General features: G+C 44.5%; 19 protein-coding genes. 7 read left to right on the top strand and 12 right to left on the bottom strand.

Features of this window, described 5'->3' with window-relative positions; genetic code table 11:
• Positions 1 to 287 precede the first annotated feature (287 nt).
• The 3 genes from OKX56_RS10300 to OKX56_RS10290 are packed head-to-tail and all read right to left on the bottom strand — an operon-like array spanning position 288 to position 2129.
• Positions 288 to 1073, bottom strand: a complete 786-nt coding sequence (locus tag OKX56_RS10300) for an ABC transporter ATP-binding protein (protein WP_019226395.1) — start codon at positions 1071 to 1073, stop codon at positions 288 to 290.
• The gene (locus tag OKX56_RS10295) at positions 1066 to 1764 is read right to left on the bottom strand and encodes an ABC transporter ATP-binding protein (RefSeq protein WP_019226394.1); all 699 of its coding nucleotides are present in this window, start codon (positions 1762 to 1764) and stop codon (positions 1066 to 1068) included. Before OKX56_RS10295 ends, OKX56_RS10300 begins: the two co-directional genes overlap by 8 nt.
• Positions 1761 to 2129, bottom strand: a complete 369-nt coding sequence (locus OKX56_RS10290) for a GntR family transcriptional regulator (protein ID WP_019226393.1) — start codon at positions 2127 to 2129, stop codon at positions 1761 to 1763. Before OKX56_RS10290 ends, OKX56_RS10295 begins: the two co-directional genes overlap by 4 nt.
• Positions 2130 to 2456: 327 nt before the next feature.
• Here OKX56_RS10290 and OKX56_RS10285 point away from each other — a divergent pair, with 327 nt between their 5' ends.
• The 4 genes from OKX56_RS10285 (at position 2457) to OKX56_RS10270 (ending at position 6618) form a co-directional block, all read left to right on the top strand.
• The gene (locus OKX56_RS10285; RefSeq protein ID WP_019226392.1) at positions 2457 to 3149 is read left to right on the top strand and encodes a Crp/Fnr family transcriptional regulator; all 693 of its coding nucleotides are present in this window, start codon (positions 2457 to 2459) and stop codon (positions 3147 to 3149) included.
• A gap of 147 nt (positions 3150 to 3296) precedes the next feature.
• Positions 3297 to 3605, top strand: coding sequence for a hypothetical protein (locus OKX56_RS10280; RefSeq protein ID WP_019226391.1), 309 nt, complete (start codon positions 3297 to 3299; stop codon positions 3603 to 3605).
• Positions 3606 to 3619: 14 nt separating this feature from the next.
• Positions 3620 to 5002, top strand: coding sequence for a reductive dehalogenase (locus tag OKX56_RS10275; RefSeq protein ID WP_019226390.1), 1383 nt, complete (start codon positions 3620 to 3622; stop codon positions 5000 to 5002).
• Positions 5003 to 5217: 215 nt separating this feature from the next.
• Entirely contained in the window at positions 5218 to 6618 is a 1401-nt protein-coding gene (locus tag OKX56_RS10270; RefSeq protein ID WP_019226389.1) for a Sapep family Mn(2+)-dependent dipeptidase, read from the top strand.
• Between the two features lie 34 nt (positions 6619 to 6652).
• Here OKX56_RS10270 and OKX56_RS10265 read toward each other — a convergent pair whose 3' ends face one another.
• A complete protein-coding gene (locus OKX56_RS10265) occupies positions 6653 to 7363 on the bottom strand; it encodes an ATP-binding protein (RefSeq protein WP_025205359.1) in 711 nt (236 codons plus the stop codon).
• Positions 7364 to 7505: 142 nt separating this feature from the next.
• A complete protein-coding gene (locus OKX56_RS10260) occupies positions 7506 to 7934 on the bottom strand; it encodes an acyl-CoA thioesterase (RefSeq protein WP_019226387.1) in 429 nt (142 codons plus the stop codon).
• Positions 7935 to 8229: 295 nt separating this feature from the next.
• Here OKX56_RS10260 and OKX56_RS10255 point away from each other — a divergent pair, with 295 nt between their 5' ends.
• Together OKX56_RS10255 and OKX56_RS10250 are read left to right on the top strand one after the other, a co-directional pair.
• The gene (locus OKX56_RS10255) at positions 8230 to 10206 is read left to right on the top strand and encodes a PepSY domain-containing protein (protein WP_287896378.1); all 1977 of its coding nucleotides are present in this window, start codon (positions 8230 to 8232) and stop codon (positions 10204 to 10206) included.
• Positions 10207 to 10211: 5 nt separating this feature from the next.
• A complete protein-coding gene (locus OKX56_RS10250; RefSeq protein ID WP_287896377.1) occupies positions 10212 to 10388 on the top strand; it encodes an S-layer homology domain-containing protein in 177 nt (58 codons plus the stop codon).
• 53 nt (positions 10389 to 10441) lie between these two features.
• On the opposite strand, the gene OKX56_RS10245 is transcribed toward OKX56_RS10250, so the two are convergent.
• A complete protein-coding gene (locus OKX56_RS10245) occupies positions 10442 to 10768 on the bottom strand; it encodes a hypothetical protein (RefSeq protein WP_019226385.1) in 327 nt (108 codons plus the stop codon).
• Between the two features lie 190 nt (positions 10769 to 10958).
• Between OKX56_RS10245 and OKX56_RS10240 the strand changes: the two genes are divergently transcribed.
• Positions 10959 to 11777: a lytic transglycosylase domain-containing protein gene (locus tag OKX56_RS10240; RefSeq protein WP_019226384.1), complete on the top strand. Its 819-nt coding sequence runs from the start codon at positions 10959 to 10961 to the stop codon at positions 11775 to 11777.
• A 273-nt stretch (positions 11778 to 12050) separates the two neighbouring features.
• Here the strand turns inward: OKX56_RS10240 and OKX56_RS10235 are convergent, their stop codons facing one another.
• The 6 genes from OKX56_RS10235 to aroF form a co-directional block, all read right to left on the bottom strand.
• A complete protein-coding gene (locus OKX56_RS10235) occupies positions 12051 to 12398 on the bottom strand; it encodes a cupin domain-containing protein (RefSeq protein ID WP_019226383.1) in 348 nt (115 codons plus the stop codon).
• A 150-nt stretch (positions 12399 to 12548) separates the two neighbouring features.
• Positions 12549 to 13736, bottom strand: a complete 1188-nt coding sequence (gene pheA / locus OKX56_RS10230) for a prephenate dehydratase (protein WP_019226382.1) — start codon at positions 13734 to 13736, stop codon at positions 12549 to 12551.
• A complete protein-coding gene (aroC, locus tag OKX56_RS10225; protein WP_019226381.1) occupies positions 13724 to 14824 on the bottom strand; it encodes a chorismate synthase in 1101 nt (366 codons plus the stop codon). Before aroC ends, pheA begins: the two co-directional genes overlap by 13 nt.
• Entirely contained in the window at positions 14805 to 16100 is a 1296-nt protein-coding gene (gene aroA, locus OKX56_RS10220; protein WP_019226380.1) for a 3-phosphoshikimate 1-carboxyvinyltransferase, read from the bottom strand. Before aroA ends, aroC begins: the two co-directional genes overlap by 20 nt.
• Positions 16101 to 16112: 12 nt before the next feature.
• Positions 16113 to 16976: a prephenate dehydrogenase gene (locus OKX56_RS10215; RefSeq protein ID WP_242837038.1), complete on the bottom strand. Its 864-nt coding sequence runs from the start codon at positions 16974 to 16976 to the stop codon at positions 16113 to 16115.
• A gap of 21 nt (positions 16977 to 16997) precedes the next feature.
• A complete protein-coding gene (aroF, locus tag OKX56_RS10210) occupies positions 16998 to 18011 on the bottom strand; it encodes a 3-deoxy-7-phosphoheptulonate synthase (RefSeq protein WP_019226378.1) in 1014 nt (337 codons plus the stop codon).
• Positions 18012 to 18671: the final 660 nt, after the last annotated feature.

The raw sequence follows: 18671 nt of genomic DNA, 5'->3' as shown, positions 1-18671 counted from the left end.
AAGATTAAAGGTACTTTGACTGGTGTAATTATACCATTAAAATGCCATAATTTATATTGCATTTAAGCGGTTTATAACGATTTTTATCATTTCCTCAATTTTATAAAGAAATATAAGACACTGATGTCCTCAGACTCTTCTGATCCGAATTGTTCTTTAATTGTTGCGTCCCCTCCGGAAGTAGTATCAACACTTGCCGAAGAAATGCCTATACCTAGAAAAAAGCTGCTGCAGACATCGGATCCTTGTCTGCAGCAGCTTTTTTTGTTATTCAGATATTTTTTTGATCACATATCCATTTTATTCTCAAGCAAATAGGCGGAAACACAGAAGAAAATGGCACCCAGCACCACCTGAATTAAAATTTGAATTAAAAGAAACGTATAGCTTGGCACCCCTGGACTGATCATCGAATTGGCACTAAATATATCCGTTGTCAGCGTATTTGTTATGGCACTGTCAACCCAGGCTAACAGCATAAAGATGATGAAGCTGATCAAACCGCCGAATTTTTTCTCAGCAAGGATACTCTTGCGAATGGATATGGCGGCATAGACCATTAAAAACAAGCCCACAATCGATACAAACATCATCAACAGACTCACTGCAAAATAAGAAGTCAGATTAATCCCTTCCAGATGGACTTGACTGATGATGTTAGAAAAGAGATCACTTCCGACCAAAGCCCGAAGAGGTTCTCCGTAAAACCCCATAAAATTGCCTGCAAGCAGCAGAATATAGACCAGTAGAAACAGTAATCCTTCCAATATTGCAGTAATAACCTTGCTCCCAAGGATTTTGTAACCACTGTTCGGTGTCAGCATAAACATATATCCTGTCTTATGATCTAGATCGCGGCTGTACATCATAATCACATCAATAATATACAGCACAAAAAAGATACCAAGTATTCCCGAAAAAAATGCCCCCAGCACGATCATCTGTTCTTCGGTTGTATGCATACCAATTTGTAGCTTCACCAAAACAAATGCATTCAGGATCAGGACGATGGCCATAAAAATGCCCAGGCCCCTCCATTTTCGGATAAATTCATATTTTATCAGATTAGCCATGGTAAACCTCCTTATACAGTGCCTCAATCGAGCAGGATTTCTCCAGTCTGAATTTTTCCGCATCACCAGCCAGGACGACCGTTCCGCGATCCAGGAAAATTACTTCATCCAGAATCGTTTCCAATTCACTGACCAGATGGCTCGAAATAATCACTGCACAGTCATCGCGGAAAGCACCCATAATCATCTTTACAATTTTTTCCCTGGAAATCGGGTCAATCCCATTCAGCGGTTCGTCCAGAAGATAAAGCCTGGCCTTCCGGGCCATCGTTACGGCCAGTTTGAGCCTGGCTTTCATGCCCGTGGATAAACTGCTGACTTTCATATTTTCCTGTAATTCCATGAACGTTAAATATTCCAGTGCTTTATTTTGATCAAAGTCCTCATACATGTCTGTGTAAAAACTGAGGATCCCGTCAATTTTCATCCAGCCGAACAGAAAATCATCCGTTGGCATAAAAGCCGTGAGTTTTTTGGTTTCTGCCCCGATGGGATAACCCATAACCGTCATTCTGCCGGAAGTTGGCTTAAAAAGCCCTGCGGCAATCTTGAAAAAGGTGGTTTTCCCACTGCCGTTAGGACCGAGCAGCCCGTACACTTTGCCCTCTTCAATCTGCAGATCCAGGTCGTGCAGTGCCTTGTTCCGGAAAAATCCTTTGCTGACATTTTCAGCAACTAATACAGATGTCATTGAACAGCCTCCTTATCCAGCCTGCTTTTTATCAGCGCAATCATGTCGTTAAAATTAAATCCCAATTCCATCATTCCTTCAATAAAGTTTCTGACGATATCCTCTGCCATTTCTTTCTTCATAATCTCCACCTTCTCCTCCGATTCTGTAATAAAAGTTCCTACTCCTCGTTTGGTAAAGGTCACTCCTTCCCGTTCCAGTTCATTGAAGACCCTTACCATGGTATTGGGATTCACCTTCAGGTTTTGGGCATACTCCCTTGATGACAGCAGTTTTTCGCCTAAATTCATTTTTCCTAGAATTATGTCTTTCTTAATCAAATTCATAATCTGAATGTAAATCGGCGCAGTATTATCAAAATTCATTATGTCACCCCTTTAACATCGTACTAGTTAACTATATAAATAGTACACTAGTACAGTGTTGAAGTCAAGTAAATCAGATTTACCCTTTTCAAAGCAAAGTTTTTGCCCAAACCAGAACCTCCTCAGAACTTCTAGCGACCCATACATGATGGGAACAGAGTAAACTTTGCCGGTTACAGCCAGGAGGCATTTAAGCTAAACACAGGAGGAATTAGTAATTACTAAAATATATTTCTTGCCCTCGATCCAAAATAAGTCTAGGATAATAATAAATAGTTGCTATCTTATTAAAATCTTATTGGAAGACTCTTTCGGGAGGAGATAAACATGGGAAAAATGATGAATGATCATTATATTTTGCCCCAAAATTTTTATCCGATGTTGAAATTGCGTGATTACCTTCATTTGGGAATCATCCGTCATTATCGCAAAGGGGAATCCATCGTCTTCCTTGGAGAAACCATTGATAGTATCATCTTAGTACTTTCGGGAAAATTGGGTATCAGCTTCATGCATGAGAATGGAAAGCAAAAATTTATGTATCATGCGGATCCGTACACTTTCATAGATGAAGCCCTTGGCATATTTACAAGCTCTTATGTTCATGTTGTTTCGGAGGAAGATAGCAGCGTCTGTTTTTTTGAAAAATTTCAATTTCTTATGCTCCTTCATGAGAACAAAGAATTGCTTTTAGAATATATTACGTGTTTTTCATCCAAACGTTGTTATTTCATGCATGAGGCTAGTGAGGCGGTTCTTTATAAGCCATCCGTCAGGATTTTACGATTCTTTTATTTACTCTGCAATACACAAGGGAAACTGGTTGATAATGTTTATGAAATCGATGTGAAAATATCTCAAAGGGCAATTTCCGAAATAACAGGGGTTCACTTTATAACGGTCAATAAAATCTTAAGATATCTAAAAAAAGAAAACATTTTAAATAAAACAAGGAATAAGATTATTATATATGACTTACCACAACTAAAAGCTTTGATTGAGGATTGGATGAATCATTAAATACCGCCGAAAGGCGGTTTATTTTTTTCTTCATAAAAAAAATGTTCCACCCAATACGCAATGTAATCCGGGACTTATAACCGATAATGTAATGACCAATACAATAATCTTATAAAACAGGCAGCAAAATTTAAGGAGGTGAGAATGATGAGTACATTCTTAATTTTTTTAGCGGGGATTCTTTTTTTGGCCGGTATCCTTTTTATCAAGCCGCGTGCCAAAAAAGAGAAAAATTGGCAGACCGCGCTGGTTTGGGCATTATATGTAATTTGGTTTTTAATCACATGCATGGGGATTTCATTTGTTTACATTAATGCCAGCGTAGGACATGTCAAGGCAACAAGCACAGCGATTTTCCTGTTCGGAGGAATCTCAGTGATATTGGCCGTTGTTTTGGCCCGCATATTAGGTTTTATCGGCGCAAAAAGCAAGGCAAAAGAGTCAATTCAGGCTTAAAAGGAGGAGAACTGATGTCGGAGATTTCAAAAAATGGGGAAAAAGAAACCAAGCCGCAATATCAAGTGAGCCGCCGCGGTTTTCTTAAAACGGGGGCAGCTGCTGCCGCCATGAGTGTCATGGGGGCAATCGCAGCCCCGTCCAAGGTGGCAAACGCGGCTATTCATGACCTAAGCTATACACCTGCCAAAGGACAATGGTCGAAATTACGCCCTGTAAACCATTATGGTGGTGCCACGGTTCACTTTGTAGAAAATAACGATCAGTGGTTGGGAACAAGCAAAATTGTTGGGCCGATCAAAAAATCGGGAGAATTTAATTCGGGTTTCGGGCTTGCTACCAGAGGTCTACTGGGTGATAAGGCGAGATTCGGACTCCTTAGTCAGGGCGAAAGAAGTCCTTTAACGGGTGGCATAATGCAGGCTCTTGGGATGATTAGTGGAGATGAGACTGTCATGGGCACGCCGAGAAAAGATAAACTTCCTATTCCCGACCCCGAACAAATGTCCCAGCATATCAAAGATCTCGCTTATTATCTCAGGGCAGATGATGTTGGTATAGGCCAAATGCCTTCATACGGTTATTACGGCACGAAGTGTATGCCTCCCATAACTGTAATAGCTGCCGGTATCCTTCCGCCACAAACGCCGATCGCAGAAGTACCAAATACAGAACCGGAGTACCCCTATGTCATTACTGTCGCGGTTGAACAGCATTTGGAAACCTATTTGGCATCGACTGGGTATGACGGAATATCTGTAAGCCAGTCAATGCGTTGTTATCATGCCACAGCTAATATTGCCGTCATTATGGCGCGATATATTCGAAATATAGGCTATAATGCGAGAGCCCATCATTTTGGCAATTATGGTCTTGCCGTTCCTCCGGCACTTATAGCTTCCGGACTGGGTGAACATACCCGTACCGGAGACTGTGTTGCTCATCCCAGAATGGGATTCCGCAACAAATGTGCTGCGGTTACCACCGATTTGCCTTTGGTTGCCGATAAACCCATTGATTTTGGAATGTTGGATTTTTGCAGGGTTTGCATGAAATGTGCTGTTGAATGTCCTTCTAAAGCTATCAGCCCAGATAAAGAGCCAGTGGAAATGAACGGCTACCTGCGGTGGAACAGCGACTACAAAAAATGTGCCGTATTCCGTTGCAGTAATGAGGAAGGCGTCAACTGCGGCAGGTGTATGAAAGTCTGTCCATGGAATTCCAAAGAAAACTCCTGGTTCCATGAAGCAGGCCTGTGGATAGGCAGTAAAGGAGAAACTGCTTCAACAATGCTGAAAGCCATTGATGATATGTTCGGCTACGGGACTGAAATTGTTGATAAATACAAATGGTGGCTGGAATGGCCAGAGCTTCATAAAATTAATATACCAAGCTAGAAAGTATAGTTTAACTGCATAATAAAAATTATTGCGACGTATTCCTTCATACGCCGCAATAATTTTTGTTTATTAACATATACCTTGGCCAAAATATTATTTTCTTGGAACATTTTCCATCAGAACCGAAAGTTCAGAATAAAAATCATATTTCAAAGTTCCAATAACAATACTAGTAATATCTACAGACAATAATGCAAGCATACGGAGGTTTTATGAAGGGGTTAAAAGATGCCATAGATTCTTTTAAAGAAGATTTGATTCAGTCTGTGCAAGACTGCATTCGGATTAAAAGTGTCTCTAGCGATCGGGATGGTACCCAAAGAGCCTTGGAATATTACCTTGCCCTGGCTCATAGCATGGGATTCTCGGCACATAACGTAGAAAATCTGGGTGGAGTAATCGAATATGGAGAAGGGGAAAAAACCTACGGGATGATTGTTCATCTTGATACTGTCCCTGAGGGAAGCGGCTGGAAATCCCCCCCTTTCGGAGGTCTGATTCAGGAAGGAAAAATTTATGGTCGGGGCGCAATCGATGACAAAGGGCCGGCGCTCTCAGCCCTCTATGCTTTAAAAGCCTTAAAGGATTCCGGATCAGGAATTAGCTCTGAATGTAAGGTTCAGATTATTATTGGGATTGATGAAGAGGGTATCTGGCATACAACGCCCAAATTATTGAAAAAAATTAAAGAACCTGATTTTTCTTTTGTTCCCGATTCGAAATTCCCGGTTGTAATTGCCGAGAAGGGCCTGGTCTGGCTGGAAATCAAGAAAACATTAAGTCTGGAATCCTCCGGCTATAGTGGGATTACGATTGAAACCATGCAAGGGGGAGGACAGTCCCTTAATATTGTTCCTGATTACTGCGAAGCTACACTCAGATTGAATGATGACCAAAAAATACAGATCAAAAAGGAACTCAGGCTATTCCAAGAACAAACAGGATATGATATCTCTCTTGAAAAAAATGCTTCTGTTTGCAAACTTATATCCAAGGGAAAATCCGCCCATGCCTTTATCTGCAATGAAGGACGAAATGCCATTTCCCAGCTCATTATGTTTTTAAGTCTGCTGGAGCTTGAAGGCGGGCAAAAGGAGTTCATCCAAGCCTATGCCCAAAGCATGGCAATGGAATATTATGGTGAATCCCTGGGCCTCAGTCTTGAAGATCAACTGACTGGTAAACTTACTGTTAACCCCGGGTATATCCTGATTGACGAGAAGAACATTATCCTGAAGGTGGATATTCGTTTCCCGGCCAAGGAGCGGCTTGACATAATCAAACCCAAAATCGAGAGAGCCTTTAGCGTTTTCCAGGGAAACCTTACAATCATCGATTCACTGGAATCTTTGAGTTTCCCGGAAGATGATCCCAATATTCGCAGACTCATACAGGTCTATCAGGATTTTACCGGAGACACTGAAACAAAACCTCTGGGAATGGGCGGAACCACTTTTTCCAAAGCTTTCAAACGCGCAGTTGCCTTTGGTCCGACTTTTCCCGGGATGCCTAAAGTTGAGCACCAGCCTGATGAATATATGGAGATTGAACATCTGATCAAGTGCACTGAGATCTACGCCCTAGCACTTCAATCACTTGTCAGAAACGAATAAGCGTTACCTTCTTATTCGTTGCCGTTAGCTCGATTTAACAGGATAGCGTTCCCCGATAATCGATGATGACTTCACTGTACGGCACCGAAATGCCAGCCTGGACCATGGCTGTTTTTACAGCCCGTACAATCCCGGAACAACATGGTACATCCATTCGGACCACCTTGATACTCTGCGGATGATTGATTCTGATGATCTCCGCGATCTTTTCCGTGTAATAATCATTGTCATCGAGTTTGGGACAGCCGATCAGCGTGATTCTGTCCTTCATGAACTTCTCATGGAAAGAAGCATAGGCATAGGCAGTACAGTCTGCCGCAACCAGCAGATCAGCATTTTGCAGGTAAGAAGCCTGCGGGTTAATCAAATTCAGTTGAATCGGCCATTGCCTGAGTTCCGACGGGCGTTCAGCCCCGATATCTCCGGAATCCTGTTTTTCCCCTGCAGGCGTTTTTTTGATCATTGCGGCTATGGTGCCCGGGCAAGAGCAACCCGGTTTTTCTTTTTTCTGGGCGAGCTTGGCTTTGACCAGCTCTTCGTTATAGCCTGTGGCTTCTCTTTCGATAATCTGAATTGCACCTGTCGGACATCCCGGCAGGCAGTCACCAAGCCCGTCACAATATGCATCACTGACCAAAATGGCTTTGCCATTAATCAGCTGCAGCGCACCTTCATGACAGGCGTTTACACATAACCCGCAGCCGTTGCATTTTTCCTGATCGATTTCTATAATCTTTCTGATCATATTTATCACCTTTTCCTTGATCTTCGTCATTTTGATATCTCTACTATAGCGCAATGATCATGGAAAAATCGGTAACCTCCGTTACGACGCATTGGAACAAAATTGATAATACCAAACAAAAAATAAGCAATATGTTTTGTGTCTATTTTTTCTTGATTTCTTCGTAGCGGCGGAACCATTCAGGAAATGCTTTTTTGAATTGGACAGGCTTAAAATTGTCTTTCCGGACCAGAATATGTTTCGTGTGTCCTTCGGCGCAGACTTCACCGCTGTCATTAACAACCTTGTAGCCGTATACCGTCCATAAACCCTGATTTTCTTCGACCCAGGTTTTCACGAACACACGATCACCGTAGTGTACCGCTTTTTTATAGGTTACTTCGACTTGATAGACCGGAGCATAATACCCGGCTTCTTCCATATCCAGATAATGATATCCGGCATCTTCGACCAGCTGGCATCTTCCGAGTTCAAACCATTTCAGATAATTGGCGTGGTAGATTACGCCCATCATATCGGTATCGGCATAACTTACCTGGATTTCTTTTGTCGAGATCAAATATGGTTCCATTTCTTACTCCTATTCTCAATTTTTCATATTTGACAGCTAATCATTAGCTATCTGTTATTTACTTTTCTTTTTAGCCTCCAGCATTTCAACCGCCTTGAATCCGATTCCTTTCTAGTTTCCACTTTCTTGGCATTGGTTTCTTGGCATTGGTGATCTCTAAAATTTTTGATTAATCAGTTTGCGGAAAAACAGGAAATATTTTCTTTCGGCTGCGTCATAATCGCTGCCTTATTACAGTCTATTTTAGCAAGAAAACGCATACAGATCAAAATGTTGTGAAAGGATGGTTGGAAAAATGAAACGTCATCGCTGGTTAATACTTCCTCTGGTTTTTGTTTTGATCTTCCAGCTGCCGGTACCGCTTTTGGGCGCTGATACCGTAACGCCTCAGACAGGTTCGGCGGAAACAAAAATCTCCCTGGAACAAGCCCTGCAGATTGTCAAACAAAATTTTGAAATTTCTAAAGAGCTGACCGAGTTCACTTCAAGCTTCAGCAATTATCAGTCCCGTCAGGTTTGGTCGCTGGACTGGAACACTTCCGGCAGCTCCGGCGGTAATTTTTCAGCCCAGGTCGACGCTGTCAGCGGAGAAATTCTGTCCATATATTCCTGGCAGTCTGTCCAGGGCAATCAGGCCTATACACTTCCGCGGATAACCCCGGAACAGGCCAGACAAGTCGCGGAAGCTACTGTCCAAAAATTAACCGGGACGAAATATGCCAAATTGAAATTCCTCGAGAATAAGGCGATTGTTCCGATCAATCTCTATGGCGAGACCATTTACAGCTACAATTGGCAGCGGTTTGAAAACGGCATCCCGTTTCAGGGCAACCTGGTCAGTGTACAGGTGAGTGCTTCGAGCGGCAAGGTCACTGCTTATAACATCATCTGGAATGATTTTAAGATCCCTGAAGTGAATAATATCATCAATGCCGGGCAAGCAACTGAATACTTTAATACCGCTAAACTTTTGGAACTGCAATACTTTCTGGCACCGGCTTATAAGCCATTGACCACAGCACAAAATAGTGAGAAAGTCCAGCTGGTTTATACCCTGAAAAACGGTGGAACAATCGATGCATTCACCGGAAAACCCTTGGTCCTGAACTCCGGTCAATGGCTGTTTACGAATGACCGGGCGCTGGGTGGACTTGGCTCGGCTGAAAGCGCAGCCAAATCCGTTCCTTTAACGCCGCAGGAACAAAAGGAAATCGCCGAAAATGCGAAGCTTTTAACCAGGGAAAAAGCGATTGAGGCCGTCAAGCAGTGGGTAGAAATCCCTTCGAACGTTACGTTGAAAAGCATCAATCTTTACCAGGACTACAGTCTACGCGGCGGAAAGGTATGGTCCTTTGAATGGGGAACCCCAAGCGGGTCCGGAGCCCAAACGATTAATTCCAGGGTCAATGCAGCCAGCGGCGAATTAATCTCTTTCTCTGTTTACTCCTCTTCCGCAAACACCGACGGAAGCCTGAATGCGATTACAAGCGAACAGGCCCAGACCATTGCGCTGGATTTTATCAGAAAAATCCAGCCGGCCAAATCTCAGCAGGTTAAACTCAATACGGACAACACAGCTGATTTCGTCAAATCAGCAGAATTCACCAGCATCACGTTCAACTATGAACGGATCGTCAACGGCATTCTGTTCCCTTCCAATAACATCAGCATTACTGTTGACTTGCAGACGAAGAAAATCACTTCTTATTATCTGAATTGGTGGAATCTCGATTTCCCGCAATTGTCGGAAGCAATGTCTCCAGCCAAAGTCCAGGAAATACTCTTCCAGGCTAGACCTATGCAATTGACCTATGTTCTGTTGTACGATCAAGGAGAAGCCAAGGAAGTCCGGCTTGTCTATCAGCCCTCCTCAGAAAGCAGTCAAACCTCCGGCCTGATAGATGCCAGAACCGGATCATTTTTGGATTTCCAGGGAAATTCCTTAAAAGATCAGCCTCAGACTCATATCTTCACAGATATTGCCGGAAACACTGCGGAAAAAGAAATCACCGTGCTGGGGATGGCTGGATTATTCGGTGAATACGGAAGCCAGTTCCGGCCGACCGAAAATATCACTGCCAGTGCCTTCCTGCGGGCTCTTTACACAATAAAAAACGGCTCGGAGAACAATCTTCCCGATACCGATGTCATAAAAAAAGCTAAAGAAGAAGGATGGATTCAGGATAACCTGGCCCGTCCCAAATCGTTACCAAAGAACTGTGCAGCCAAATCATCGTCCGCTTCCTCGGGCTCGAAAAGATTGCCGCGCTGAACCCAATGTTCCAGACTTCCTTCGATGATGTCCCGGTTGAAGAGCGCGGATACGCTTCACTCGCCACGGGTCTCGGCATTCTGAAAGCGGACAACAACAAATTTTATCCGCTTCAGCCTATGACCCGCGCTGATACAGCTTACGCCCTGATCAGAGCGTTTGAAACCGGGTTCAAATCTTAATTTCGTACAAAATTGTAAGGAAATCCCTACAAGGCCCACAGGCAAGACTAAGACTAATAATAAACAGTGAAAATGTAGCCGAGCGCTATCCCAAGAACGGCCAGTGTGAATCCACCAAATCTGAATCCTGTTTTAATTAGCGGGATTCTTTTTTGATTTCTGACTAAAAAATCTTCATTTTCTTTTTTCAGTACTTCCATCATTTTTTTCGGCTGCATAAAAGCAAAGAAGCCAAGGATTACATACGCGCCGAATCCCGCATAGACAAGGATGTCCAGATCCACATTGCAGCCAACTAAGAATGCTATCAAACTCAATATAACCAAAGTTAAGAAAACTTTCTCAAATAGGGTTGTCGATCTTTCAAAAAGAGGTTTCACCTTTATTATCCCACCTGCTGCAGTTGTATTGTATAAGTACTCATCTATTATAAAACAAGTCCGCGGGAAATTGTGCAGGTAAATAAAGACAATCCCATGCTTGCTTTCAGCGTCTGTTCATCGCATAATAATAGTTAAGACAAACAGTACGTTTCCATCTTTCTAAAAACAAGCTTACCGGGGTGATCGTATGAAAATTGATGCTCAAAATGAACTGCTGCAGCTGCAGCTTCAAAATATGGTCCAGGCCCTGGAAGGCACTTCTGAAAACTCCGAAGCTTTTCAGATGGTTTATAAAATGCTGTTGGAGACCATGCAGCAAGACAGCAATGTCACATCGGATCTGTCAAGTCAGATGGATCAAACGGATCCTTCCAACACGTCTGACCAGATGCAAATGCTCTATCTCTATAACCTTATCAATCTGCAGAATTCACTGCTCAACACAGGAGACGGAACCGAAAGCCTGACCAGAACCGGGGACTTCCTAGGAACAAATAACATGCCCTCATCCGGGCAGATATACAACAGTGCTTACAGTGCTTACAACATGAATAACATGAACAACACGAATAATACAGACAGCTCTTTCGACGCGTCTTCGATTGATGCTTCAATTAAAGCTGCGATTACGGGAGCTTCGGAAAAATACGGTGTGGAAAAATCTTTGATCTCAGCCGTCATTCGTCAGGAATCATCCTTTAACCCGAACGCGGTCTCTTCAGCAGGCGCAATCGGGCTCATGCAGATGATGCCGGCAACAGCCTCAGGGCTGGGCGTAACCGACCCCTTTAATATTGAACAGAATGTTGACGGTGGAACGCGTTATTTACGGCAGCTGATCGACCGTTACGGATCTACGGAGATGGCTCTGGCTGCCTATAATGCTGGATCAGGAACAATCCGGGCCAGAGGCGTCCAGGGGCTGGAGGATCTTGTGAAAATGCCTGCCGAAACAAGAAATTTTGTTCAAAACGTTATGAGTTACTACACAGGTAGAAGCGCCTAAGAGAAGCGGGACATCTCAGCTTTTTCTAATATCAGCAGGCTTTACCTTTGGTGGAATCAATTCCTGCCAAACTGTTCGGCTTCGAGGACCGTGGGGCATCGAACCCGGCGTCCGGGTAAGGTAACAATTATTTGAACAAAGAAACATACCAAAAGAACGTATTGAAAGAGGCTGCCACTTATTCTGGCAGCCCCTAAATCTTTATTCAAACAAATTGAAAAATGAAGCGATCTTGACATTCTCAATTGATAGTATCCAAGGCAAAGATAAAGGTTACTTATCTCCTTCTTCGGGTACAATGCATAGGAATGAAAATTCTTTCCCGGAGTCATTCTGAAATTGATGGAGCGCACCTCCGGGAACATAGGCATACGCGCCTTCCTTCAGGGCATAATCATGACCGTCTAAATGCAGTGTACCTTCGCCTGAAGCAATATAATTAATATGGGGCCAATCATGCGTATGTCTGGGTGTAAAGCCCCCTGGTTCAAGCGTAAAGAGCCGCATCGTCCAGCCCTCCCAGCCTTCTTTGGGAGATACCAGTACTTTTTTGATGGCACCCTGTATTCCTGCTCCCTGCATAGGGACCCCTGCCAATTCGTTCACATGTCCGACGATCATCGTTTCGCCTCCGATCTGATTTCTCTGTTTTATTAACTGAATATCGAGTTTACTCCGGTGATCGACTTATCGGGTTAGTCTGGGGTAATTAAGAATTAATGGATCCCTGAAACAACTTGATATTCAGTTTTATTATTTATTTTATTATTTTTACCTGTCTTGTTTATCCAACGGATAGTTTCCGAGCATCTGGAAGTAAGCGCTTTCTTTCTCGATCCCCTCAACGGCTTTCTTGACCACACGATTATTCAGATTACCCTCGAAATCAATATAGAAGAGATATTCCCAGGTCTTATCCGTCATCGGACGAGATTCAATCTTCATCATATTCAGCCCATTGCGGGCAAAATGACTGAGAACCCTGTACAATGAACCGGGTTCATGGGAAATGGCGACAACGAGACTGATCTTGTTACACGCACTTCTAAGCTCAGGTTTTCTGCCGATAATGATAAACCGGGTAAAGTTCGCCGGGTTATTATTGATTTTTTCAGCCAGAATGTCCAGACCATAGAGCTCTGCCGCTCGCCTGCTTGCAATGGATGCCAGGGCTTTCGAACCTGCATCGGCGACTTTCTTGGCACTTACCGCGGTATTGCTGCAGGTCGCCTGGCTCCATTCGGGATGTTTTCTTAAAAAATTACTGGACTGCTGAAAACCCTGGGTATGGGAGCATACTTCCCTGATATCTTCGAGTTTTGTTCCTTTAACCGCCAACAGGTTATGATCGATCTGGATACATTTTTCACCAACGATATAAAAGCCGAACCGGCAAAGCAGGTCGTAGACGTCGGCAATACCGCCGGTAAAAGAATTCTCCAGCGGAAGAACCCCGTAATCAATCTCTTCTGCAGCCAACGCCTGAAACACATCTTCAAAGTTCACATAATTCTTGGTATTCTTGCCTTCCCCGAAATATTCCTTAAGCGCCTGCTCACTATAGGAACCCGGAATTCCTTGAAACCCGATCACATTTCCGGAAACACATTTTCCCGGTTCTTCAATTTTCGACTCCTCTTCAATTTCCGGAATGACCTGCCAGGAACCTGTTTCTGGCCTGAAAAAGCGTTCGGCCTGAACACCTTTGCTAATACTCATGACGGCTTTGAGGAATTCTTCTGCTGTCTTAGCCAGATCCTTGTTTTTGACCTGCTCAATTTTTTGCAGGACTTTATTCTCCCTGGATTCATCCAAAATATTGATGCTGTTCAAAATCTTATATTCGGCTACCTCAATGACGGTCTCCATTCTTGCTTCAAAAAGGCGAAGCAGCTCGGTATCGATTTCATCTATCTTAGACCTGAGGTCCTGCAGTCTCCGATTTTCTAGTTCATCCACGTTACCCCATCCTTTTCTATCATCAAGTCCAATAAGGCCAGTGCAGCGGCGCTTTCTACCACAGGAACCGCCCGGGGGACGATGCAAGGGTCGTGTCTCCCCTGAACCGTAATTTGCGTCTCTTCCCTGGAGGCCATATTCACCGTCTGCTGCACTTTGCCAATCGAAGGTGTCGGTTTCACGGCAGCCCGGAATAGCAAAGGCATTCCATTCGTGATCCCTCCAAGAATTCCGCCATTGTGATTGGAAAGCGTCACTACTTTATCATCTGCGAGAGCATACGGATCATTGGCTTCGGATCCTTTCATCTGCGTAATTGCAAACCCAGTACCGAATTCGACTCCCTTCACCGCCGGAACAGCAAACAGCAGATGGGCAATTTTACTTTCAGCTGAGTCAAAGAATGGTGACCCCAAACCGGCGGGCAAACCGACTACGGCAGTTTCAATCACACCGCCGACAGAGTCCTCTTTAGCTTTGGCCTGGAGAATCTCCTGTTTCATCCGAATACCCGCTTCTTCCGATAGAATCGGGAATTCCTGCTCTGTCAGTTTCCAAAGCAACCCTGAATCAATTCGGAGGCTATCAAAATGATCCTCTCTTATACCGCCAATATTTAAAATATGGCTGCCGATCATAATACCCTTCTTCTCCAGGACTTGCTTGGCAATCGCGCCAGCCAATACCAGCGGCGCTGTAAGTCTGCCTGAAAAATGCCCTCCGCCCCGGTAGTCGTTGAAGCCTCTGTGTTTTACCATCGCGGTATAATCCGCATGGCCGGGCCGCACCGTGTCTTTCAATTCGGAATAATCCCCGGAGTGCTGGTCTTTATTCCAGATCACACAGCAGAGTGGGGCTCCAGTCGTAGTTCCTTTAAAGAAACCACTCAGGATTTCAAATTCGTCTTTTTCCTTTCGCGGGGTTGAAAGCGGATTCTTCCCTGGTGCCCTTCTGGCCAGTTCCCGGCCGATGAAGGGCAAATCAAGCTTTAGTCCCGCCGGTAGACCATCAAGTACGATCCCGATGCATTTTCCGTGTGATTCCCCAAACAACGATAGTTTAAGGTATTCACCCCATGTTCCACTCATCAGCTCTACCTCCCAATTTGCAAAAATCCTGCCAGAAATGCGGATATGATTTTTTTACGGCTTCGGCTCCGGTTAGAAACACAGGTTCTGTACACCTGATGGAGGCCACAGCCATGGCCATCGCGATCCGGTGATCGTTCCAACTGTCGACGGTTCCGCCATGCAGGGTTTCTACCCCTTCGATGAGGAGCCCTTCCTGCAGCTCCTGAATCCTGGCCCCAAGTTTGTTCAGCTCTGATGCCGTTGCTTTGAGTCTGTCCGATTCTTTGATCCGGAGTCTTCCGGCATTAATGATTCTGGTTGTTCCTTTGCTTAAAGAAGCCAGGACTGCAAGTACAGGGACCAGATCCGGACACTGCCCGGCATCGATCACTGTTCCCACAGTCTGGGCGCTCAGGACTCCCAAACTATCATCCGTCCAAACAATTCGGGCACCCATCGCCAACATAATATCGAGGATCATCCTATCCCCCTGCAAGGATTGAGCGTTGATATCTAGACATTTCAGACCGGACCCCAGTGTCCCTGCCACCAGCCAGAACGCGGCCTGGGAGTAGTCTCCTTCAATGCGGCAATTAATTGCCTTATACCGCTGCTTTCCTGGAATAAAAAATTCCCGGTATGCGTTGTTTTGTACGGTTATTCCCGACTTTTCCAGCGCATCGATGGTCAGGTCAACATAACCGCGGGATTCCAGTTCCGTTGTAATGACAATTCTGGAATCTCCGTCCAAGAGCGGCAGTAAAAACATAAGTCCTGTAATAAATTGAGAACTGACATTGCCTTTCAGTTTATACTCACCCGGTGAAAACCTCCCTTTGATCGTCAAGGGCAAATAACCGTTCCGGGTCTGATATTCGATTCCGTGCAGTTGGAACAGCTCATAATATGCGTCCAGCGGGCGCTCCACCAGCTTGCCGGCACCGGTAAAGGTCACCGGGCCTCCTGTCAGTGTGGCCAGCGGTATCAGAAATCTCAGCGTAGATCCGGATTCCCGGCAGTTGATTGTTTCCTGCGCGATTTGAAGCTTCGGGTTCCCTTCCAGCCAAAGCGCGCCTGGTTCACCAGGGTTCACCGAGACTTCTCCGACGGTTGTACCCAGAGACACCAGCCCGTCCAAGGTTGCAGAAATATCTTCAGAGAAGACAAGATTGTCAATGCTGCTGATTCCTTCAGCCAGCGCGGCGCATATCACTGCCCGGTGACTGATGCTTTTAGAAGGAGGTATCCTGATCTCCCCTGTTAAGGTTGAAGGTTGCAAGCGTAAGCACGTCAAGAAAATCTCTCCTTAAAACTTTTCTCTGCCCCGGCCGGCATTCTCAAGCATTTCTTTCAGCGAATTCTGGTCTTTTTCCGCGATCGCTGTCCTGATCAGCCGAACGTTTTCGGTGAACACGTCAATCTGTTCTAAAATATTGTCTTTATTCTCAAGTAAAAGTTCACTCCAGAGCTCGGCATTCATTCTCGCCACCCGTGTTGCATCGCGGAAGCTGCCTCCGACAAAGCTGCCGGTATCCTCGGAGCCGGAACTGTTCATCAGGGCGGCCGCAATGACATGAGGAAGCTGGCTTGTCAGCGCAATTATTTCGTCATGTTTATGCGGTTCCATTCGGATTGGCTGTCTGCAGCCGAGACCAAGAATCAACCTTTCCACCAGTCTCAAGCTTTCATTCTTCGTCCCGTCGATTGGGGTAATCAGATAGTTGGCCCCCCGGAAAATCTCTTCAGAAGCATAGGCAAATCCGCTGGATTCTTTGCCAGCCAGCGGATGTCCCCCGACGAAGCTCAAATCTTCCCTTAAGACTGAACTAATCTCCTGAACGACTTGTTCTTTGAGTCCTGCCGTATCTGTAATCAGGGCACCGTTTTTAAAATAGGCCAGATTGTCTTTCACAAACTGAACGGCAAGCTCCGGATAGATGCAGATCACAACAATATCCGAGCTTTGCAGCGGAATGCTTGCCTCCGTGAATCCTTTGCTGATCACACCCGTTTTTTCTACCTGTTCCAGTACGCTGCTGTTAACATCGACTGCCCAGATTCTCTTTGGTTTTAGTTTATTCAAAGCCATGGCGAATGATCCGCCAATAAGTCCCAGACCTACCACCGTAATTTCCATGCTACCAAAGTCCGGTTCTTCCAAGAAATCCACCTCCAGGGATCATCTCATTAATTAAATAATCTTGTTCTGTATAACCGCCAGCTGTCTCAGCGAGTCCATTAAAGCCTGAAATTTCTCCGGTTTAATAGACTGCTGCCCGTCGCATTTGGCATTGGCCGGGTCGTTGTGCACTTCGATCATGACACCGTCGGCACCTACGACCATCGCTGCTTTAGCCATCGGTTCGACAAGCCACCAGAGCCCTGCCGCGTGGCTTGGATCAACAATGACCGGAAGGTGACTCAGTTTCTTGATCACCGGCACAGCAGTCAGGTCAAGCGTATTCCGGGTGTAATTTTCAAAAGTACGGATGCCTCTTTCACAGAAAATAACATTCTCGTTGCCATGCGCCAGAATATACTCCGCAGCGAGTAATAATTCCTCAATCGTCGAGGATAACCCTCTTTTTAGGATCACCGGTTTTTGGATTTTTCCGACTTCTTTTAAGAGTTCAAAGTTCTGCATATTGCGGGCGCCGATCTGAATAATATCCACGTCTTCAACGAATCTCTCCAGATATTCGGTTGACATTAACTCCGATACAATCGGCAGTCCTGTCTTGGTTCTGGCTATTTTCAGAAGTTCCAGACCATCTTCTCTTAAACCCTGAAAGCTGTACGGTGAGGAACGCGGCTTAAAAGCGCCACCTCTTAAAAAAGCAGCCCCGGATTTTTTGACCGCTTCGGCAATGCCGACGATTTGCGTTTCACTTTCTACCGAACATGGTCCGGCAATCACAGCAAAGGTGTCGCCGCCGATTTTTCTGTCCCCGACACTGATGACCGTATCTTCCGGGTGGAATAAACGGTTAACCTTTTTAAAAGGCTCCTGAACATGAATGACTTTTTCAACATAATCATTTGCATGCAGCGTGTCCGGGTCAATGCTGCTGGTATTCCCGATCAATCCAAGAATATGGTAGTTCACGCCTAAAGACTCATGAACCTCACATCCCAGGTCCAATATCTTCTGTTTCATTTTCGTGATCTCCTCTGGTGGCGTCTTTGGCCTCATTACAATAATCATTTTCCCTACCTCCTAAACTGTCCTACTTACTTACATGATACTACGCAAGCTTGAATAAAAACAGAAGGCTCATTATTTCTAATGAGCCTTCTTTAACGGTATCGCAATTCGTATTCGGGTTCCTCTCGACCGGGATCAGGCCGCAAGGCATTTTTCCGGATGCTCATTAGTGAAGAGAGAAAGTATTCGATTGTAGAACAACCAAAAATAACCGGTGCTAAAATAAAAGTAATAATAGCACTGGCTAAAGCTTCTAAACGTAAAGCTATTGATTTGTTCTAGCATTCTCTTACCGTTAAGCATTTTCATTCTCCCAAAAGGTACTTTTGAGTTTTGTTCATTATACCGTATAGATTCTTTGGCTGTCAAACAAAAGTTATTGTATACCTTTCTTTTTCTGCATTAGCTTTACTTGTAAATAAGGACATTGAAAATAAGTCCGCCAAACTTGCTTTTTTATTTAGGGAGCCAGAAAATAACGCCTCTCTATAGGCATTTCGCAATTCATCCATTTTTTCAAATATATAACATGTCGGGTCTTTGACACTTGCATAAATATTAAAATCTTTGAAAGCCTTGAAAACAGGGCTTTTTTTGTTAGAAAATCGTCAAATTATTGCTATTTAGTATTGAGCAATTTGTGGTAATGTGTTATAATAT

Origin of the sequence: Dehalobacter sp. (assembly GCF_030063005.1) — a bacterium.
In the GTDB taxonomy this organism is placed as follows: domain Bacteria; phylum Bacillota; class Desulfitobacteriia; order Desulfitobacteriales; family Syntrophobotulaceae; genus Dehalobacter; species Dehalobacter restrictus.
The sequence above is the reverse complement of the archived record's forward strand: the minus strand, read 5'-3'. Positions and strand labels throughout refer to the sequence as shown.